The organism is Streptomyces sp. NBC_01707 (genome assembly GCF_041438805.1).
Taxonomy (GTDB): domain Bacteria; phylum Actinomycetota; class Actinomycetes; order Streptomycetales; family Streptomycetaceae; genus Streptomyces.
Genome location: NZ_CP109190.1, coordinates 4497418 through 4513137, shown reverse-complemented (window position 1 = coordinate 4513137; position 15720 = coordinate 4497418). Strand labels below are relative to the sequence as shown.

General features: G+C 69.2%; 17 protein-coding genes and 3 tRNA genes. 15 read left to right on the top strand and 5 right to left on the bottom strand.

The features are described from left to right. Positions 1 to 594: 594 nt before the first annotated feature. Together OG963_RS20255 and OG963_RS20250 are read right to left on the bottom strand one after the other, a co-directional pair. Positions 595 to 1251, bottom strand: a complete 657-nt coding sequence (locus OG963_RS20255; protein WP_030914063.1) for an SDR family oxidoreductase — start codon at positions 1249 to 1251, stop codon at positions 595 to 597. Between the two features lie 34 nt (positions 1252 to 1285). Continuing rightward, positions 1286 to 2563, bottom strand: a complete 1278-nt coding sequence (locus OG963_RS20250) for an amidohydrolase family protein (RefSeq protein WP_371799297.1) — start codon at positions 2561 to 2563, stop codon at positions 1286 to 1288. Positions 2564 to 2895: 332 nt separating this feature from the next. Here OG963_RS20250 and OG963_RS20245 point away from each other — a divergent pair. The 8 genes from OG963_RS20245 to OG963_RS20210 all read left to right on the top strand — a co-directional run bounded on the left by OG963_RS20245 (position 2896) and on the right by OG963_RS20210 (position 7686). After that, positions 2896 to 2968 (top strand) — tRNA-Thr (locus OG963_RS20245). Between the two features lie 47 nt (positions 2969 to 3015). Next, a tRNA-Met gene (locus OG963_RS20240) sits at positions 3016 to 3088 on the top strand. Between the two features lie 89 nt (positions 3089 to 3177). Next, positions 3178 to 3342, top strand: coding sequence for a 50S ribosomal protein L33 (rpmG, locus tag OG963_RS20235; protein WP_003956487.1), 165 nt, complete (start codon positions 3178 to 3180; stop codon positions 3340 to 3342). 118 nt (positions 3343 to 3460) lie between these two features. After that, positions 3461 to 3913 (top strand): MaoC family dehydratase N-terminal domain-containing protein, encoded by a 453-nt coding sequence (locus OG963_RS20230; RefSeq protein ID WP_093773301.1) that lies wholly within the window; start codon positions 3461 to 3463, stop codon positions 3911 to 3913. Then, complete coding sequence (locus tag OG963_RS20225; protein ID WP_371799296.1) at positions 3913 to 4341, top strand: MaoC family dehydratase; 429 nt, start codon at positions 3913 to 3915, stop codon at positions 4339 to 4341. The genes OG963_RS20230 and OG963_RS20225 overlap by 1 nt, the downstream gene beginning before the upstream one ends. A gap of 144 nt (positions 4342 to 4485) precedes the next feature. After that, positions 4486 to 5034 carry a TetR/AcrR family transcriptional regulator gene (locus tag OG963_RS20220; protein WP_093773439.1) on the top strand — a complete coding sequence of 183 codons (549 nt, stop codon included), beginning with the start codon at positions 4486 to 4488 and terminating at the stop codon, positions 5032 to 5034. A 75-nt stretch (positions 5035 to 5109) separates the two neighbouring features. Beyond that, positions 5110 to 6558, top strand: a complete 1449-nt coding sequence (locus tag OG963_RS20215) for an MFS transporter (RefSeq protein ID WP_093930859.1) — start codon at positions 5110 to 5112, stop codon at positions 6556 to 6558. Positions 6559 to 6630: 72 nt separating this feature from the next. Further along, positions 6631 to 7686, top strand: coding sequence for a UDP-N-acetylmuramate dehydrogenase (locus tag OG963_RS20210; RefSeq protein ID WP_093930858.1), 1056 nt, complete (start codon positions 6631 to 6633; stop codon positions 7684 to 7686). 51 nt (positions 7687 to 7737) lie between these two features. On the opposite strand, the gene OG963_RS20205 is transcribed toward OG963_RS20210, so the two are convergent. Further along, entirely contained in the window at positions 7738 to 8373 is a 636-nt protein-coding gene (locus tag OG963_RS20205; RefSeq protein WP_371799295.1) for an NAD(P)-dependent oxidoreductase, read from the bottom strand. Between the two features lie 86 nt (positions 8374 to 8459). On the opposite strand from OG963_RS20205, the gene OG963_RS20200 reads away from it, so the two are divergent. Continuing rightward, positions 8460 to 9071, top strand: a complete 612-nt coding sequence (locus OG963_RS20200) for a TetR/AcrR family transcriptional regulator (protein ID WP_093930857.1) — start codon at positions 8460 to 8462, stop codon at positions 9069 to 9071. A gap of 43 nt (positions 9072 to 9114) precedes the next feature. Here the strand turns inward: OG963_RS20200 and OG963_RS20195 are convergent, their stop codons facing one another. Both OG963_RS20195 and OG963_RS20190 read right to left on the bottom strand, forming a co-directional pair. After that, on the bottom strand, positions 9115 to 10137 hold the full coding sequence (locus tag OG963_RS20195) for an adenosine deaminase (RefSeq protein ID WP_371799294.1): 1023 nt from the start codon (positions 10135 to 10137) through the stop codon (positions 9115 to 9117). A gap of 157 nt (positions 10138 to 10294) precedes the next feature. Further along, a complete protein-coding gene (locus OG963_RS20190) occupies positions 10295 to 11521 on the bottom strand; it encodes a pyridoxal phosphate-dependent aminotransferase (RefSeq protein WP_093930856.1) in 1227 nt (408 codons plus the stop codon). Positions 11522 to 11746: 225 nt separating this feature from the next. On the opposite strand from OG963_RS20190, the gene OG963_RS20185 reads away from it, so the two are divergent. The 6 genes from OG963_RS20185 (at position 11747) to OG963_RS20160 (ending at position 15644) form a co-directional block, all read left to right on the top strand. Beyond that, positions 11747 to 11819 (top strand) — tRNA-Trp (locus OG963_RS20185). A 106-nt stretch (positions 11820 to 11925) separates the two neighbouring features. Further along, the gene (secE, locus tag OG963_RS20180) at positions 11926 to 12213 is read left to right on the top strand and encodes a preprotein translocase subunit SecE (RefSeq protein WP_030914093.1); all 288 of its coding nucleotides are present in this window, start codon (positions 11926 to 11928) and stop codon (positions 12211 to 12213) included. Positions 12214 to 12286: 73 nt separating this feature from the next. After that, on the top strand, positions 12287 to 13177 hold the full coding sequence (nusG, locus tag OG963_RS20175; protein WP_093773286.1) for a transcription termination/antitermination protein NusG: 891 nt from the start codon (positions 12287 to 12289) through the stop codon (positions 13175 to 13177). A gap of 176 nt (positions 13178 to 13353) precedes the next feature. Beyond that, positions 13354 to 13788, top strand: a complete 435-nt coding sequence (gene rplK, locus OG963_RS20170; RefSeq protein ID WP_030914099.1) for a 50S ribosomal protein L11 — start codon at positions 13354 to 13356, stop codon at positions 13786 to 13788. 79 nt (positions 13789 to 13867) lie between these two features. Further along, positions 13868 to 14590, top strand: a complete 723-nt coding sequence (gene rplA, locus OG963_RS20165) for a 50S ribosomal protein L1 (protein WP_030914102.1) — start codon at positions 13868 to 13870, stop codon at positions 14588 to 14590. Positions 14591 to 14747: 157 nt separating this feature from the next. After that, positions 14748 to 15644, top strand: a complete 897-nt coding sequence (locus OG963_RS20160) for a hypothetical protein (protein ID WP_371799293.1) — start codon at positions 14748 to 14750, stop codon at positions 15642 to 15644. Positions 15645 to 15720: the final 76 nt, after the last annotated feature.

Genomic DNA, 15720 nt, shown 5'->3' with positions numbered 1-15720 from the left:
GCCCGACGTGCCATGGAACATGACTGCCCTGTGCCCGAACTGCCAGGCTCCAAGGCCTACTGCGAGAACAGGGAAGACCTCCGACACCAGCACGCCGCCTCCATGCGGCGTGACTCGGCCAGCGTCTGGCAAGAGGCCCCTGTCTTGAGGTCGCGCGAGCAGGCTGTGCACGACGGGAACGGCTTTCAAGCCCGTTCGGTGCAGCGTCCCCGCAGCCTGTGCCCTTGACGTAGGAACCCGGCCGGACTCCCTGCCGGCCCGTGCGCTGTGGCGTGCGCGCGCTGGGTTCGCGGAATCCCGCGAGAGGTCCTGCCGGCCCTTTGTGACCGGATCAAACGGTTGATTCTGGTCGATCAGGGCCCGGTCGCTGTCGAAGAACTGGTGCCGGGCGAGCGGCCGGAGCAACTTGGCGCCGGATGGCCGGACCGCCCGCCGAGTGCGACAACGAGCGCGTAGTGGATGGTCACTCGTTCGACACAAGAACGCCCGTGCGATCGAGAGTTGGCGAGGGGTATGAGGGCTGCGTTCGACGGTGGTCGCGTGTGATCACCGTCGAACGGGGTTCCGGAGACCCGGAGCCGCGCAGCCGGTCCCTCAGTTCCCCGCGACGTCCTTCACCGCCACCGTCACCGGCACGTTCCCCGAGATCAGCTCCAGCGTCAGGCCGGTCGTCGCCGGGGTGTCCAGCAGTTCCAGCAGCGCTGCCGCCACGTCGTCGCGCGGCACCGGTGCGCGTCCCGTCGAGACGGACAGCTGGACCTGGCCGGTGCCTGCGTCGTTCGTCAGCATTCCGGGGCGCAGGATCGTCCAGTCGAGTGCCGTCCTGGACCGCACGTACGCGTCGGCGGCGCCCTTGGCCCTCAGGTACGCGTCGAAGACCTCGTCGCCCGGGTGGTCCGGATCGGCACCCATGGCCGACACCACGACGTAGCGCCGGACGCCGGCCCGTTCCGCGGCGTCCGCGAAGAGCACTGCCGCGCCGCGGTCCACCGTGTCCTTGCGTTCGGTCCCGCTGTTGGGCCCCGCGCCGGCTGCGAAGACCGCTGCGTCGGCGCCGCGCAGGACCTCCGCCGTCTGGTCCACGGTGGCCGATTCGAGGTCCAGGACGACCGGTTCGGCGCCGGCCGACCGGAGGTCCTCGCTCTGTTCCGGATTGCGGATGATGCCTGCCGCTTCATCTCCGCGCGCAGCGAGCAGCCGCTCCAGCCGCAGCGCGATCTGACCATGTCCACCTGCGATGACAATGCGCATGGTCACGACCGTACGCCGCAGCGCGCCGCCTCGCTCAAGGCCCGCCGCTCGGACCGGAATCCGGTCGTCCCTGACGTGGCAGGTCGAGGGCCACGACGGCCTCCGAGTCGCAGTACTCGCGTACCGCGCTCGTGCGTGCCACGACTCGCCCGCGATGCACGACGATCCGGCTGTACGCGAGGGAGAGCACGCCCGGGAGTTGTTCGCCGCGTACGGCGAGGAGTTCGGCGGGAAAGCCCGCCTCGACGCGGACCTCGGGCAGCCCCATGGCCCTTCTGGCGGCGGAGGACACCGTGTCGTAGGCGTCCTCCGCCCGTAGTCCGCTCTGCGAGGCGAGCAGGTAGGCGGCCTCGAGCGGGTCGCCTCGGCCGACCGGGTTGGCGACGTCGCGCAGCGCCCCGCTGCCGGCCGCGACGTGCACTCCGGCCTCGCGCAGGAGCCGGACCGGCGCCGTGCCTCGGCGCTCCGCCCCGCAGCAGCCGCCCTGGGGGAGGCAGATGACGGTCACTCCGGCGGCGGCGAGCTGATCAGCGGCGCGGATCGTGGTCTGCGGGGGGAGGTGGGAGAGGCCGGCGCACGGGCCGATCGAGACTCCGGACCGCAGTCCCGCTGCCATGGCGGCGAGGCGGGTGAGGCGGGCGGGATCGTCACCGTCCGTATGGAGGTCGACGGGGCAACCGTGTTCGGCGGCGATCTCCAGGACGGCTTCGGCGTATCCGGCCGGGTCGGGGTCGAGGTCGGGGCAGCCGCCGACGACGCCGGCGCCCATCTTCACCGCGTCCCGGAGCATCGCGAGGCTGTCGGCCCCCGCGGTTCCGGTGAGCAGGCGGGGTACGGCGACCGGGGTGAGGTCGGTGAGTCCGCGCAGTGAGTGGCGCGCCTGCAGTATTGCTTCGAGCGGGGCGAGCCCGGTTGCGTCGCCGATCCGTACGTGTGCGCGCAGTGCGGTGGCGCCGTGGCCCAGTTGCAGGAGGGCGGCTTCGGTGGCGCGGCGCTGGATGTCCTCGGGGTGGTGCGAGGCAGGTCCGGGGCTGTGGGGGCCCGCACTGTCGGCTGTGAGGGCGGTGTCGCTGTGGGCGTGGGGTTCGGCGGGGGCGGGGAGCAGCAGGTAGCCGCGGAGGTCCACGCGGGCGCCGGGTGCGGTCAGGCTGCCTGTGGTGCCGACAGCTTCGATGCGGCCGCCGCCGAGCCGTACGTCCACGATGCGGCCGTCGACGAGACGGGCGCCGCACAGCACCAGCGAGGTGGTTTCGGTGGTGCTGGTGGAGTCGGTGCCGGGGTCGTCCGGCTGCCGTGGCTGGCTGTCGGGCATCGTGCTCCTGAATGGGTCGCAAGATCACGCAGAGTGAGTCGAGCCTAGGGGCGTGTTCGTCCCGGTTCGAGCAGGGGCGAAATAGTCGTACCGGTGTGGCCCGATGCGGGGTACGGGGCGGGTGTGGGGGCCGGGACGGTCGGTGCGGTGGGCGGACCGGCGGTGGCCGGGGGTGGATCAAGTCGCTGATCAGGTGGCAGGTCCGGGCTTCGACCGGTCGGGGACGAGTGGCCGATCAGGGGGATCGGGGCGGTGGCGATCTACGTGTTGGTGGGGGGCTCCGAAACGGATTTGGGCGATCGGCGAGGGACCGTGTAATGTCTTCATCGCTCGCCCCAATAGCTCAGTCGGTAGAGCGTCTCCATGGTAAGGAGAAGGTCTACGGTTCGATTCCGTATTGGGGCTCTGGTGATCGGGGAACCCCGCCTCACGGCGGGGGGACCCGGCATCAAAGCGGTGTAGCTCAGTCGGTAGAGCAAGCGGCTCATAATCGCTGTGTCACCGGTTCAAGTCCGGTCACCGCTACTTACGGTAGCCGATTGTGGGGTCGGTCCTTCGATCGGCTACTCTTTTTTGCGTTCATCCGTCCATCCGTCCGTCCAAGGAGCACTCACGTGGCTGCCACCGACGTCCGCCCGAAGATCACGCTGGCCTGCGTGGAGTGCAAGGAGCGGAACTACATCACCAAGAAGAACCGGCGTAACAACCCGGACCGTCTTGAGATGAAGAAGCACTGCCCGCGCTGCAACTCGCACACTGCGCACCGCGAAACCCGCTGAATCAGGCTCGTACACGAGGCCGTCCCCACTGGGGGCGGCCTCGTGTCGTTGTATAGGGCTGTTCTGTGCAGGGCTGCTCTTCAGCCCATTCGTCTTTCCATCAGGAGGTAGCGAGCCCATGGCGCTCGACCAGTCCTTCGTGGGGCGGACCTATCCGCCCACCGCGCCGTACGAGGTCGGCCGGGAGAAGATCCGTGAGTTCGCCGAGGCGGTGGGCGACTCCAATCCGGCGTATGTGGATCCTGCGGCTGCTCGCGCGCTCGGGCATTCCGATGTGATCGCGCCGCCCACCTTCGTCTTCTCGATCACTTTCAAGGCCGCGGGCCAGGTGGTGCAGGACCCGCAGCTGGGCCTGGACTACAGCCGTGTCGTGCACGGTGACCAGAAGTTCACGTATGTGCGTCCGGTGCGGGCGGGGGACCGGCTGACGGTCACCTCGACGATCGAGGGCATCAAGTCCCTCGCGGGCAACGACATCCTCGACATCCGTGGCGAGGTCCACGACGAGGCCGGCGAGCATGTCGTGACCGCGTGGACGAAGCTGGTGGCGCGCGCCGCCGAGGAGGCGTGATGACGGCGAAGGTTGCGTACAAGTCGGTCGAGGTCGGTACGGAGCTGCCCGCGAAGTCGTTCCCGGTGACCCGCGCGATGCTGGTGCAGTACGCGGGTGCCTCCGGTGACTTCAACCCGATCCACTGGAACGAGAAGTTCGCGCGTGAGGTCGGGCTGCCGGATGTGATCGCGCACGGCATGTTCACCATGGCCGAGGCGATCCGGGTGGTCACGGACTGGGTCGGGGACCCGGGCGCGGTCGTGGAGTACGGGGTGCGGTTCACCAAGCCGGTCGTCGTGCCGAACGACGGCAAGGGTGCGCTGGTCGAGGTCAGTGCCAAGGTGGCGGCCCTGCTGGACGACAACCAGGTGCGGGTGGACCTGACGGCGATGAGTGACGACAAGAAGGTGCTGGGCATGTCCCGCGCCCTTGTGCGGCTCGCCTGAGCCGCTGAGCCGATCTGACGCGTAAGGGGCACCCGCCCATGGTGGGTGCCCCTTACGCGTCGGCCCCTTGCGCGGCTTTCCCGGGCTCATGCATACCGCTTGACCAAGTTAGTGATTGAGTACTAACTTAGCCGCATGGTCAGGATGAGTGCAGAAGAGCGGCGCGAGAGCGTCGTCCTCGCGGCGATCGCCGAGTTCGCCCGCGGCGGGTACGACGGCACCTCCACGGAGGCGATCGCCAAGCGGGTCGGTGTCTCGCAGCCGTATCTCTTCCGCCTCTTCCCGAGCAAGCAGGCCATGTTCCTCGCCGCCTCCGACCGCTGCCTGGCGGACACCCGGAAGGTCTTCGCCGAGGCCGGTGACGGTCTGGACGGCGAGGAGGCGCTCCAGGCCATGGCGGCGGCGTACCAGCGCCTCATCGTCGACGACCCCGACAAGCTGCTGATGCAGATGCAGATGTACGCGGCGGTCGCCGCGGCCGAGGCGGCCGGGGACCACGAGTTCGGCGAGTCGGCGCGGGCCGGCTGGCTGCAGATGTGGGACGAGATCCACCTCGCGCTCGGTGCCGATGTCGGCGAGACCACGACATTCCTCGCGTACGGCATGCTCATCAACACCCTGGCCTCGCTCGGCTTCCCGTCCGACCACCGGGTGTGGGCCGGTTTCTACCCTTCGGCCCGGCCGACCGTCTGAACAGTGCGACCCGGGTTCGGCCCGGTTTTCTGCCCATCAAAGTTAGTCATCAATAACTAACCCCCAGGGGGAGCAGTGAACCAGCACACCACAGGCCGCTCAGGAGCGGTCTGGGCCCTCGTCATCACCAGTGTCGCCAGCTTCATGGCGGCGCTCGACAATCTCGTCGTCACCACCGCCCTGCCCTCCATCCGCGAGAGCCTCGGCGGCGAACTGCCGGAGCTCGAATGGACGGTGAACGCGTACACCCTGACCTTCGCCGTTCTGCTGATGTTCGGGGCGGCCCTCGGTGACCGGTTCGGCCGGAGACGGCTCTTCCTCGCCGGGCTCACCGTCTTCACCGGCGCCTCCGCCGCCGCGGCCCTGTCGTCCGGGATCAACGAACTGATCGCCTTCCGGGCAGTCCAGGGGGTCGGGGCGGCGATCATGATGCCGCTGACGCTCACCCTGCTCACGGCCGCCGTGCCGGCCGCTCGCCGTGGCATGGCGCTCGGCATCTTCAGCGCCGTCACCGGACTGGCCGTCGCCAGTGGGCCCCTGATCGGCGGCAGCCTCACCGAGCACCTCTCCTGGCAGTGGATCTTCTGGCTGAACGTGCCGATCGGCCTGGTCCTGCTGCCGCTGGCCCGCCTGCGGCTGGCGGAGTCGTACGCCCCGAACGCCCGGCTCGACCTCGTCGGCACCCTCTTGGTCAGCGGCGGACTCTTCGGCATCGTCTACGGGCTGGTCAACGCCAACGCCGACGGCTGGACCAGCCCCACGGTCCTCACCGGACTGATCGCCGGTACCGCGTTGATCGGCGGATTCATCCACCACGGCTTCCACGCGAAGAACCCGATGCTGCCCATGCGGCTCTTCCGCAACCGCGGCTTCTTCGGGATCAACATGGCCGGCCTGCTGATGTTCCTCGGGATGTTCGGCTCGATCTTCCTGCTCAGCCAGTACTTCCAGGGCGTGCTGGGCTACTCGCCGAGCGAGGCAGGGCTGCGGATGCTGCCCTGGACGGGCATGCCGATGCTGGTCGCCCCGATCGCCGGATATCTCTCCGACCGGTTCGGCGGCCGTCCGGTCGTCGTCACCGGCCTCGCGCTCCAGGCCGTCGGACTGGCCCTCTTCGCCATGATCATCGCCCCCGACGTCCCGTACACCACCCAGCTGCCGGCCCTGATGATCGGCGGCATCGGAATGGCGCTCTACTTCGCGCCGGCCGCCAGCCTGGTGATGTCCAGCGTCCGCCCCGCCGAGCAGGGCATCGCCTCCGGCGCCAACAACTCCCTGCGCGAGGTCGGTGGCGCCCTCGGTGTCGCGGTGCTCGGCTCGGTCTTCTCGGCGCAGGGCGGTTACGGCTCCGCGGAGTCCTTCACGGACGGGACCGTCCCGGCGGTCTGGATCGGCGCCGGGGTGGTGGCGCTCGCCGCACTCGCCGCCCTGCTGATCCCGGGGCGCCGCACCGCACCTGCGCCCGAGGCGGACCCGATGACGGGCGCGGAACCGGCCGAGGGACTGGCCCCGGTCGCCGCCTGATCCATGGCCCACCACGTACGTGGTCCGTGGCCCCGCCCGAGCGGCGGGGCCACGGACCGTACTCTTGTCCCCGTGCAGGAACTCCACGACGCCCCCCTCGCCCCCCTGACCACCTTCCGGCTCGGCGGCCCCGCGGCCCGCCTCCTCACGGCGACGACCGACGCCGAGGTGGTCGCAGCCGTGCGCGAGGCCGACGACAGCGGTACGCCGCTCCTCGTCATCGGCGGCGGCAGCAACCTGGTCATCGGCGACAAGGGCTTCGACGGCACCGCCCTGCGCATCGCGACCAAGGGGTTCGAGCTGGTCGGCACGGCGCTGGAACTGGCCGCCGGAGAGATCTGGACGGAGGCCGTCGCCCGGACCGTCGAGGCCGGTCTGGCCGGAATCGAATGCCTGGCCGGAATCCCCGGCTCCGCGGGCGCGACGCCGATCCAGAACGTCGGTGCGTACGGTCAGGAGGTGGCGTCGACCATCACGGAGGTCGTCGCCTACGACCGGTACACCCGCGAAACGGTCACCATCCCGAACGACGAGTGCGCATTCTCGTACCGGCACAGTCGCTTCAAGGCCGAACCCGACCGCTTCGTGGTGCTGCGTGTCCGGTTCGAACTGGAAGACGCGGGTGGTCTCTCCGCGCCCCTGAAGTACCCCGAAACGGCCCGCGCCATGGGCGTCGAGCAGGGAGAGCGGGTGCCTGCTGCGGCCGCCCGCGAGACCGTGCTGCGACTCCGCGCCGGCAAGGGCATGGTGCTCGACGCCGAGGACCACGACACCTGGTCGGCGGGCTCCTTCTTCACCAACCCGATCCTCGACGCCGCGCAGTACGCGGCGTTCCTCGCCCGCGCCAAGGACCGGCTCGGCCCCGAGGTGACGCCCCCCGCCTTCCCCGCGGACGGGGGACACACCAAGACCTCGGCGGCCTGGCTCATCGACAGGGCCGGCTTCACCAAGGGGTACGGCACCGGCCCCGCCCGTATCTCCACCAAGCACACGCTCGCCCTCACCAACCGCGGCGGGGCGACCACCGAGGATCTGCTCGCGCTGGCCCGCGAGGTCGTGGCAGGGGTCCAGGACGTCTTCGGCGTCACGCTCGTCAACGAGCCGGTGACGGTCGGCGTCAGCCTCTGAGTCCCTGCCTTCCGGGCCTTTCGAGGGCCGCTGGGGGGCGTGGCGGGGGCGTCAGTACGCCACGCCCACGCCCTGCTTGACCGCCGCCGGATCGTCGATCAGCGCCAGCATCGCGTGTGCCACATCGGCCCGCGAGATGAACCTGCCGCTGCGCGGGTTGCTGCCGTAGACCGTCCGGTACTTCCCCGTCAGCTGCCCGTCGGTGAGCTTCGGCGGGCGCACCGACGTCCAGTCCGTGGCGCTGTGCGCCAGCGCACCCTCCATCAGTGTCAGGTCGGCGTAGACCTCCTTGAGGATCGCGCCGATCGCCTTCAGCGTCATCCGGTCCAGCAGGGGGTCGTCCGCGGGCTTCGGTGCGACCGGGGCCGCGCTCACCACGAGCAGCCGCCGCGTCCCCTCGGCCTCCATGGCATGGATCACCGAGCCGGTGAGCCGTTCGGTGATCCCGTCGGCCTTCCGGCCGCGCGAGCCGAGCCCCGAGAGCACCGCGTCCCGCCCGGCGACCGCCTCGCGCAGCCCCTCCGGATCGTCGATCCGCTCCGCGGTGTGGACCGTGACGTCGGAGAGCGGAACCGGCAGCCGTGCCGGATCGCGGACCACCGCCGTCACGTCGTGGCCCGCTGCCACGGCCTGGCGGACGATCTCCTGGCCGATGCCGCCTGTCGCACCGAACACCGTGAGTCTCATTGCGCACCCTCCCGGGGTGGGTAAGTATTCACTCACCCCTAGAGTGAGTGGATACTCACCACGCGTCAAGCCTCATTGGAGTGCCCATGGAGCAGAAGCCGGCCCGCGTCCGCATCGTCGACGCCGCCCACCAGCTGATGCTCACCATCGGCCTGGCCCGGGCCACCACCAAGGAGATCGCCCGGGCCGCGGGCTGCTCGGAGGCGGCGCTCTACAAGCACTTCCCCAGCAAGGAAGAACTGTTCGTGGCCGTGCTCAAGGAGCGGCTGCCCAAGCTCAACCCACTGCTGCGGCGGCTGACCGCCGACCCGGGGGCGGGGGAGCGGACCGTCGAGGAGAATCTCACCGACATCGCCCGCGAGGCCGCGCTCTTCTACGCCCAGAGCTTCCCGATCGCCGCCTCGCTCTATGCCGAGCCGCGGCTCAAGAGTCGCCACGACGCGGCCATGCGCGAGCTCGGCACCGGCCCGCACGTGCCCATCCGGGGCGTCGCCGGCTATCTCCGCAGCGAACAGGCGGCCGGCCGCGTGCGGCTCGGTGCCGACACCTACGCGGCCGCGTCGCTGCTGCTCGGCGCCTGTGTCCAGCGCGCGTTCGCGTACGACGCGACGGAGGAGGGCCGGCCGCCGCAGTCCCTGGACGAGTTCGCCGCTTCCGTCGCGCGGACGGTGCTGCACGGGATCGGCACACAGGCCTGAGTCCACCTGTGCGGCCGGCGCGGGCTCCCGCAGGAGGAGGCGGCTAGTCGGCCGGCTCCGCCAGCCAGTCGTCGACCCCGGCCAGCAGCCGCGCCCGCACGTCGGGGGGAGCCGCCGACCCCCGCACCGACTGCCGCGCCAGCTCCGCCAGCTCCTCGTCGGTGAACGCGTGATGGCGCCGTACGAGCTCGTACTGCGCGGCGAGGCGGGACCCGAAGAGCAGCGGATCGTCCGCGCCGAGCGCCATCGGCACGCCGGCCTCGAACAGGGTGCGCAGGGGTACGTCCGCAGGCTTCTCGTAGACGCCTAGGGCGACGTTCGACGCCGGGCACACTTCGCAGGTCACCCCACGCTCCGCCAGTTTGCGCATCAGCCGCGGGTCCTCGGCGGCCCGGACGCCGTGGCCGATCCTGGCCGCGTCGAGATCGTCCAGGCAGTCCCGCACGCTCGATGGGCCGGCCAGTTCGCCGCCGTGCGGAGCCGCCAGCAGTCCGCCCTCCCTGGCGATGGCGAAGGCCCGGTCGAAGTCGCGCGCCATGCCGCGCCGCTCGTCGTTGGAGAGCCCGAAGCCGACGACACCGCGGTCCGCGTACCGCACCGCGAGCCGGGCCAGCGTCCGCGCGTCCAGCGGGTGCTTCATCCGGTTCGCAGCGATCACCACACGGATCCCGAGCCCGGTCTCGCGCGCCGCGGAGTCCACCGCGTCAAGGATGATCTCGATCGCCGGGATGAGTCCGCCGAGCAGCGGGGCGTACGAGGTGGGGTCGACCTGGATCTCCAGCCAGCCGGAGCCGTCCGCGACGTCCTCCTGGGCCGTCTCGCGCACCAGTCGCTGGATGTCCTCGGGCGCCCGCAGGCAGGACCGGGCGATGTCGTAGAGCCGCTGGAAGCGGAACCAGCCGCGCTCGTCCGTCGCCCGCAGTCTGGGTGGCTCGCCACCGGTCAGCGCCTCGGGTAGCCGTACGCCGTACTTGTCGGCGAGTTCGAGCAGCGTCGTGGGCCGCATCGACCCGGTGAAATGCAAGTGCAGGTGGGCCTTGGGCAACAGCCGTACGTCACGCTCCATTCGAAGATCCTGCCGTACCCATGGGCTGTCGCGGTAGCGGGATTCCCCATCGAGTTGATCCTCGAACGCAAGCTCGTGCGACCGCTTGATCGAAAGCGCACAAAGAAGGTGCCCCCCGGCGTCGGCCGGGGGGCACCTGAGCGGAAGGGCGCGGAGGTCAGTCCTTCGCCTCGCCCAGCAGCTTCTGGAGCCGCGACACGCCCTCGACGAGGTCCTCGTCGCCCAGCGCGTAGGACAGCCGCAGGTAGCCCGGCGTGCCGAAGGCCTCGCCCGGAACGACCGCGACCTCGGCCTCGTCCAGGATCAGCGCCGCCAGCTCGACCGAGGTGGCCGGGCGCTTGCCGCGGATCTCCTTGCCGAGCAGCGCCTTCACCGACGGGTACGCGTAGAACGCGCCCTCGGGCTCCGGGCACAGCACGCCGTCGATCTCGTTGAGCATCCGCACGATGGTCCGGCGGCGGCGGTCGAAGGCGGTCCGCATCTCGGCGACCGCGTCCAGGTTGCCCGAGACGGCGGCCAGCGCGGCGACCTGGGCGACATTGGAGACGTTGGACGTGGCGTGCGACTGCAGGTTGGTCGCGGCCTTGACGACGTCCTTGGGGCCGATGAGCCAGCCCACACGCCAGCCGGTCATCGCGTACGTCTTGGCGACACCGTTGACCACGATGCACTTGTCGCGCAGGGCGGGCACGAGCGCGGGCAGCGAGGTGAACTTCGCGGTGCCGTAGACCAGGTGCTCGTAGATCTCGTCGGTGAGCACCCACAGGCCGTGCTCGACGGCCCACTCACCGATCGCCTTGGCGTCCGCCTCGCTGTACACCGCACCGGTCGGGTTCGACGGCGAGACGAAGAGGACGACCTTCGTGCGCTCGGTGCGTGCCGCCTCCAGTTGCTCGACGGAGACCCGGTAGCCGGTGGTCTCGTCGGCCACGACCTCCACCGGGACACCGCCGGCGAGACGGATCGACTCGGGGTAGGTGGTCCAGTACGGCGCCGGGACGATGACCTCGTCGCCCGGGTCGAGGATCGCGGCGAACGCCTCGTAGATGGCCTGCTTGCCGCCGTTGGTCACCAGGATCTGGGAGGCGTCGACCTGGTACCCGGAGTCGCGCAGCGTCTTCTCTGCAATGGCGGCCTTGAGCTCGGGGAGCCCGCCCGCCGGGGTGTAGCGGTGGTACTTCGGGTTGCGGCAGGCCTCGACCGCGGCGTCGACGATGTAGCCGGGGGTCGGGAAGTCGGGCTCACCGGCACCGAAGCCGATCACCGGACGGCCGGCGGCCTTGAGGGCCTTGGCCTTGGCGTCGACGGCCAGAGTGGCGGACTCGGAGATTGCACCGATGCGGGCGGAGACCCGGCGCTCGGAGGGAGAAGTTGCAGCGCTCATGCGCCCCATGCTCGCAGACCGCAATCCCGGTCGGCACAGCGGTTTCAGGGACCGGACAGCACCCGGACAGCATGCGGACAAGAACCGGACAGGAGTTGTCCGGAGCTATCTGTTCGACGCCGGGCCGCTGAGCACGTACACTCACCTGTCGTTGGCCTTCACCAGCCGCACCGTTCCTGCACCCGGAGCATCGGGGGAGATGCGGTAGGTTGGTGGAAACCACAAAGGGTCGTAGCTCAATTGGTAGAGCACTGGTCTCCAAAACCAGCGGTTGGGGGTTCAAGTCCCTCCGGCCCTGCTACACACTCCTTCGCCAGGATGTGTGCGCATGTACGTACTTCAATGCACCGCCGTGCGGCTCCACCGGGCGCGGCACGGCCATGACCCGGAATCAGGTGAGAAGCGTGACGGACGCCGTGGGCTCCATCGACATGCCTGATGCTGAGGATGAAGTACCCGAGTCCAAGAAGAGGACTCGGAAGGGCGGCAAGCGCGGAAAGAAGGGCCCCATGGGTCGTCTCGCGCTTTTCTACCGCCAGATCGTCGCCGAGTTGCGCAAGGTTGTCTGGCCGACTCGTAACCAGCTGACGACGTACACGTCCGTGGTGATTGTTTTCGTGGTCGTCATGATTGGTCTTGTGACCGTGATTGACTTCGGATTCCAGCGGGCCATCAAGTACGTCTTCGGCTGATCCCGCGGAGGGCGCCTCATGGGCGCCCCTTTCGCATGTTCCACCCATTTGTATCCAGGAAGAAGCAGCCACCGTGTCTGACCCGAACCTGAACGACGCCGTCGAGCCGACGGCGGGCGCCTTCGAGTCCGCCGAGGCCGAGGCCGAGATCGTCGAGGCGGCTGACGCTGTGGAGCCGGACCAGGCCGAAGCTGCCGACGCCGACGCCGCGGGAGAGCCCGCCGAGCAGGCCGCCGTGGACGTCGAGGACGAGGCCGCTGCGGCCGACTCCGACGAGGAGTCCGGCGAGGACGAGGCCGCCGAGGGCGACGACGAGACCGAGGAAGAGGCCGAGCCGGCCGCTCCGGTCGATGCCGTCACCGCTCTGCGTGACGAGCTCCGGGGCCTCCCCGGCGAGTGGTACGTCATCCACACGTACGCCGGTTACGAGAAGCGTGTGAAGGCCAACCTGGAGCAGCGCGCCGTCTCGCTCAACGTCGAGGACTTCATCTACCAGGCCGAAGTGCCCGAGGAAGAGATCGTCCAGATCAAGAACGGCGAGCGCAAGAACGTCCGTCAGAACAAGCTCCCGGGTTACGTCCTGGTGCGCATGGACCTGACGAACGAGTCCTGGGGCGTCGTGCGCAACACTCCCGGTGTCACCGGCTTCGTGGGCAACGCCTACGACCCGTACCCGCTGACCCTGGACGAGATCGTCAAGATGCTCGCCCCGGAGGCCGAGGAGAAGGCTGCCCGCGAGGCCGCCGAGGCCGAGGGCAAGCCGGTTCCGTCCCGCAAGGTCGAGGTCCAGGTGCTGGACTTCGAGGTGGGCGACTCGGTCACCGTCACCGACGGTCCGTTCGCGACGCTGCAGGCGACGATCAACGAGATCAACGCCGACTCGAAGAAGGTCAAGGGCCTCGTCGAGATCTTCGGTCGCGAGACCCCGGTCGAGCTCAGCTTCGACCAGATCCAGAAGAACTGACGGTTTTCGCCGACTTCTGGACACATGCCTACCGAGCAGGTCAGACAGGCTCTAGAGCCTGTCTGACCTGCTCGGTTTTTGGTCGCGCAGCTATACCCGTTATCGTTGTGCGGTATGCCTGCATCCGGATGATCCGGATGACGGCGAAAAACTCTCACTAGGACCCGGAGAGAGCAATGCCTCCCAAGAAGAAGAAGGTCACGGGGCTTATCAAGCTCCAGATCAACGCCGGTGCGGCCAACCCGGCCCCGCCGGTCGGCCCCGCGCTCGGCCAGCACGGCGTCAACATCATGGAGTTCTGCAAGGCCTACAACGCCGCGACCGAGTCGCAGCGTGGCATGGTCGTGCCGGTGGAGATCACGGTCTACGAAGACCGCTCCTTCACCTTCGTGACGAAGACCCCGCCGGCTGCCAAGCTCATCCTCAAGGCCGCAGGTGTGGACAAGGGCTCCGGCGAGCCGCACAAGACCAAGGTCGCGAAGCTCACGAGCGCCCAGGTCCGCGAGATCGCCACGGTCAAGCTGCCCGACCTGAACGCCAACGACCTGGACGCCGCGTCGAAGATCATCGCCGGCACCGCCCGTTCCATGGGCATCACGGTCGAGGGCTGATCAGCCCCGTAGTCCCTCAGTGGTAGGGCCAAGCGCTGGCCCGCACCACGCCTCCACACTTGAAACCACAGGAGCAGCAGTGAAGCGCAGCAAGAACCTCCGCGCTGCGGACGCCAAGATCGACCGGGAGCGCAACTACGCCCCCCTCGAGGCCGTCCGTCTCGCCAAGGACACCGCCAGCACCAAGTTCGACGGCACCGTCGAGGTCGCGTTCTGCCTGGGTGTAGACCCGCGCAAGGCCGACCAGATGGTCCGTGGCACCGTGAACCTCCCGCACGGCACCGGCAAGACCGCCCGGGTCCTGGTCTTCGCGACCGGTGACCGTGCTGCGGCCGCGGAAGCCGCGGGCGCCGACATCGTCGGCGCCGACGAGCTCATCGACGAGGTGGCGAAGGGTCGTCTGGACTTCGACGCCGTCGTCGCCACTCCGGACCTCATGGGCAAGGTCGGCCGCCTCGGCCGCGTGCTCGGTCCGCGTGGTCTGATGCCGAACCCGAAGACCGGCACCGTCACCCCCGACGTCGTGAAGGCTGTCAACGACATCAAGGGCGGCAAGATCGAGTTCCGCGTCGACAAGCACTCGAACCTGCACTTCATCATCGGCAAGGTCTCTTTCGATGACACGAAGCTGGTCGAGAACTACGCCGCGGCGCTGGAGGAGATCCTCCGTCTGAAGCCGTCCGCCGCCAAGGGCCGCTACATCAAGAAGGCCACCCTGGCCACCACGATGGGCCCCGGCATCCCGCTGGACGCCAACCGCACCCGTAACCTCCTCGTCGAGGAGGACCCGGCCGCCGTCTGAGCCTCCGCGCTCGTACGAAAGCCGCGTCTCGTGTGACTTGAGCGGGCCCCGCAACCTTTCGAGGTGCGGGGCCCGTCCTCGTTCTCGTACGCAGCAGTGGCTGTCCGCGCCGTGCGTCGGCGTGGGACGACCGTACGGAGCGAGGGTGGAGAAGACGATGACGACGATGACCGTGCGACGCGTGTGCCTGTCGGCTGCGGTGCTGGCGGCGCTGACATCGGTGGCGGCCTGCGGGGGAAGCGACGACACCGGCAGCGGCGCCGGTGGCGCCGTCAGGGCCGACCCGATCGCGGCGCTGCGCAGTGTGCAGAAGAAGACCAGTGGTGCCAGCTCGGCCAGGATCGAGGGCACCACGGTGATGGGCACGACGATGTCCATGAAACAGACCGGCGCCATGGACTGGTCCGACGGCATGACCGGCACCATGGAGATCACGTACACCGGCGGCACCATGGGTGATGCCCTGAAGCAGTCCGGCGGCGACGGCACGATGCAGGCCCGCTACTTCAAGGACGGGTACGTCGCCAACATGGGCGAGGCGTTCGCCAGGCAGGCGGGCGGCAAGCACTGGATCCGTTACTCCTACGACGACCTGGCCCGGCTGGCGGGCGCCTCCGGCGAGGTGATGAAGGACCAGCTGCAGAGCAGCACCCCCGGCCAGGGAGTACAGGCTCTGCTGGCCTCGGGAGACGTGAAGAAGGTCGGCCAGGAGGACGTACGGGGCGTCGCCACGACGCATTACTCCGGCACGGTCGACGTCGCCGAGCTGAGCACCAAGAACTCCGCCGTCGACGCCGATCAGCTCGCCGAGCTCAAGAAGCAGCTGAGCGACGCCGGTATCGCGACGGAGAAGGTCGACATCTGGGTCGACAAGGACGAGCTGCTGGTGAAGAAGACCGAGCACGGCCGGATGAAGACCGGCGAGCTGAACTCCACGGTGTTCTACAGCGACTACGGCACCGACGTCGCGGTCGAGGAGCCCCCGGCCTCCGACACCGTGGACTTCCAGAAGCTTCTGGAGCAGCAGCAGGGCAGCGCCGCGGGCGCGTCTTAAACCTCCCGCACCGCCCGAACCGGGACGGATTTGCTCGGCGCGACCCCGGTCGCGTACTCTCCTACAGAAGCCAAAG

What these genes read in the sequence shown, in the direction of transcription:
- OG963_RS20205 (WP_371799295.1), bottom strand. Translation starts at nt 8,373, where the DNA reads ATGAGACTCACGGTGTTCGGTGCGACAGGCGGCATCGGCCAGGAGATC.
- OG963_RS20255 (WP_030914063.1), bottom strand. Translation starts at nt 1,251, where the DNA reads ATGCGCATTGTCATCGCAGGTGGACATGGTCAGATCGCGCTGCGGCTG.
- OG963_RS20195 (WP_371799294.1), bottom strand. Translation starts at nt 10,137, where the DNA reads ATGGAGCGTGACGTACGGCTGTTGCCCAAGGCCCACCTGCACTTGCAT.
- OG963_RS20190 (WP_093930856.1), bottom strand. Translation starts at nt 11,521, where the DNA reads ATGAGCGCTGCAACTTCTCCCTCCGAGCGCCGGGTCTCCGCCCGCATC.
- OG963_RS20250 (WP_371799297.1), bottom strand. Translation starts at nt 2,563, where the DNA reads ATGCCCGACAGCCAGCCACGGCAGCCGGACGACCCCGGCACCGACTCC.
- rplK (WP_030914099.1), top strand. Translation starts at nt 13,354, where the DNA reads ATGCCTCCCAAGAAGAAGAAGGTCACGGGGCTTATCAAGCTCCAGATC.
- OG963_RS20225 (WP_371799296.1), top strand. Translation starts at nt 3,913, where the DNA reads ATGACGGCGAAGGTTGCGTACAAGTCGGTCGAGGTCGGTACGGAGCTG.
- OG963_RS20230 (WP_093773301.1), top strand. Translation starts at nt 3,461, where the DNA reads ATGGCGCTCGACCAGTCCTTCGTGGGGCGGACCTATCCGCCCACCGCG.
- OG963_RS20220 (WP_093773439.1), top strand. Translation starts at nt 4,486, where the DNA reads ATGAGTGCAGAAGAGCGGCGCGAGAGCGTCGTCCTCGCGGCGATCGCC.
- OG963_RS20160 (WP_371799293.1), top strand. Translation starts at nt 14,748, where the DNA reads ATGACGACGATGACCGTGCGACGCGTGTGCCTGTCGGCTGCGGTGCTG.
- OG963_RS20200 (WP_093930857.1), top strand. Translation starts at nt 8,460, where the DNA reads ATGGAGCAGAAGCCGGCCCGCGTCCGCATCGTCGACGCCGCCCACCAG.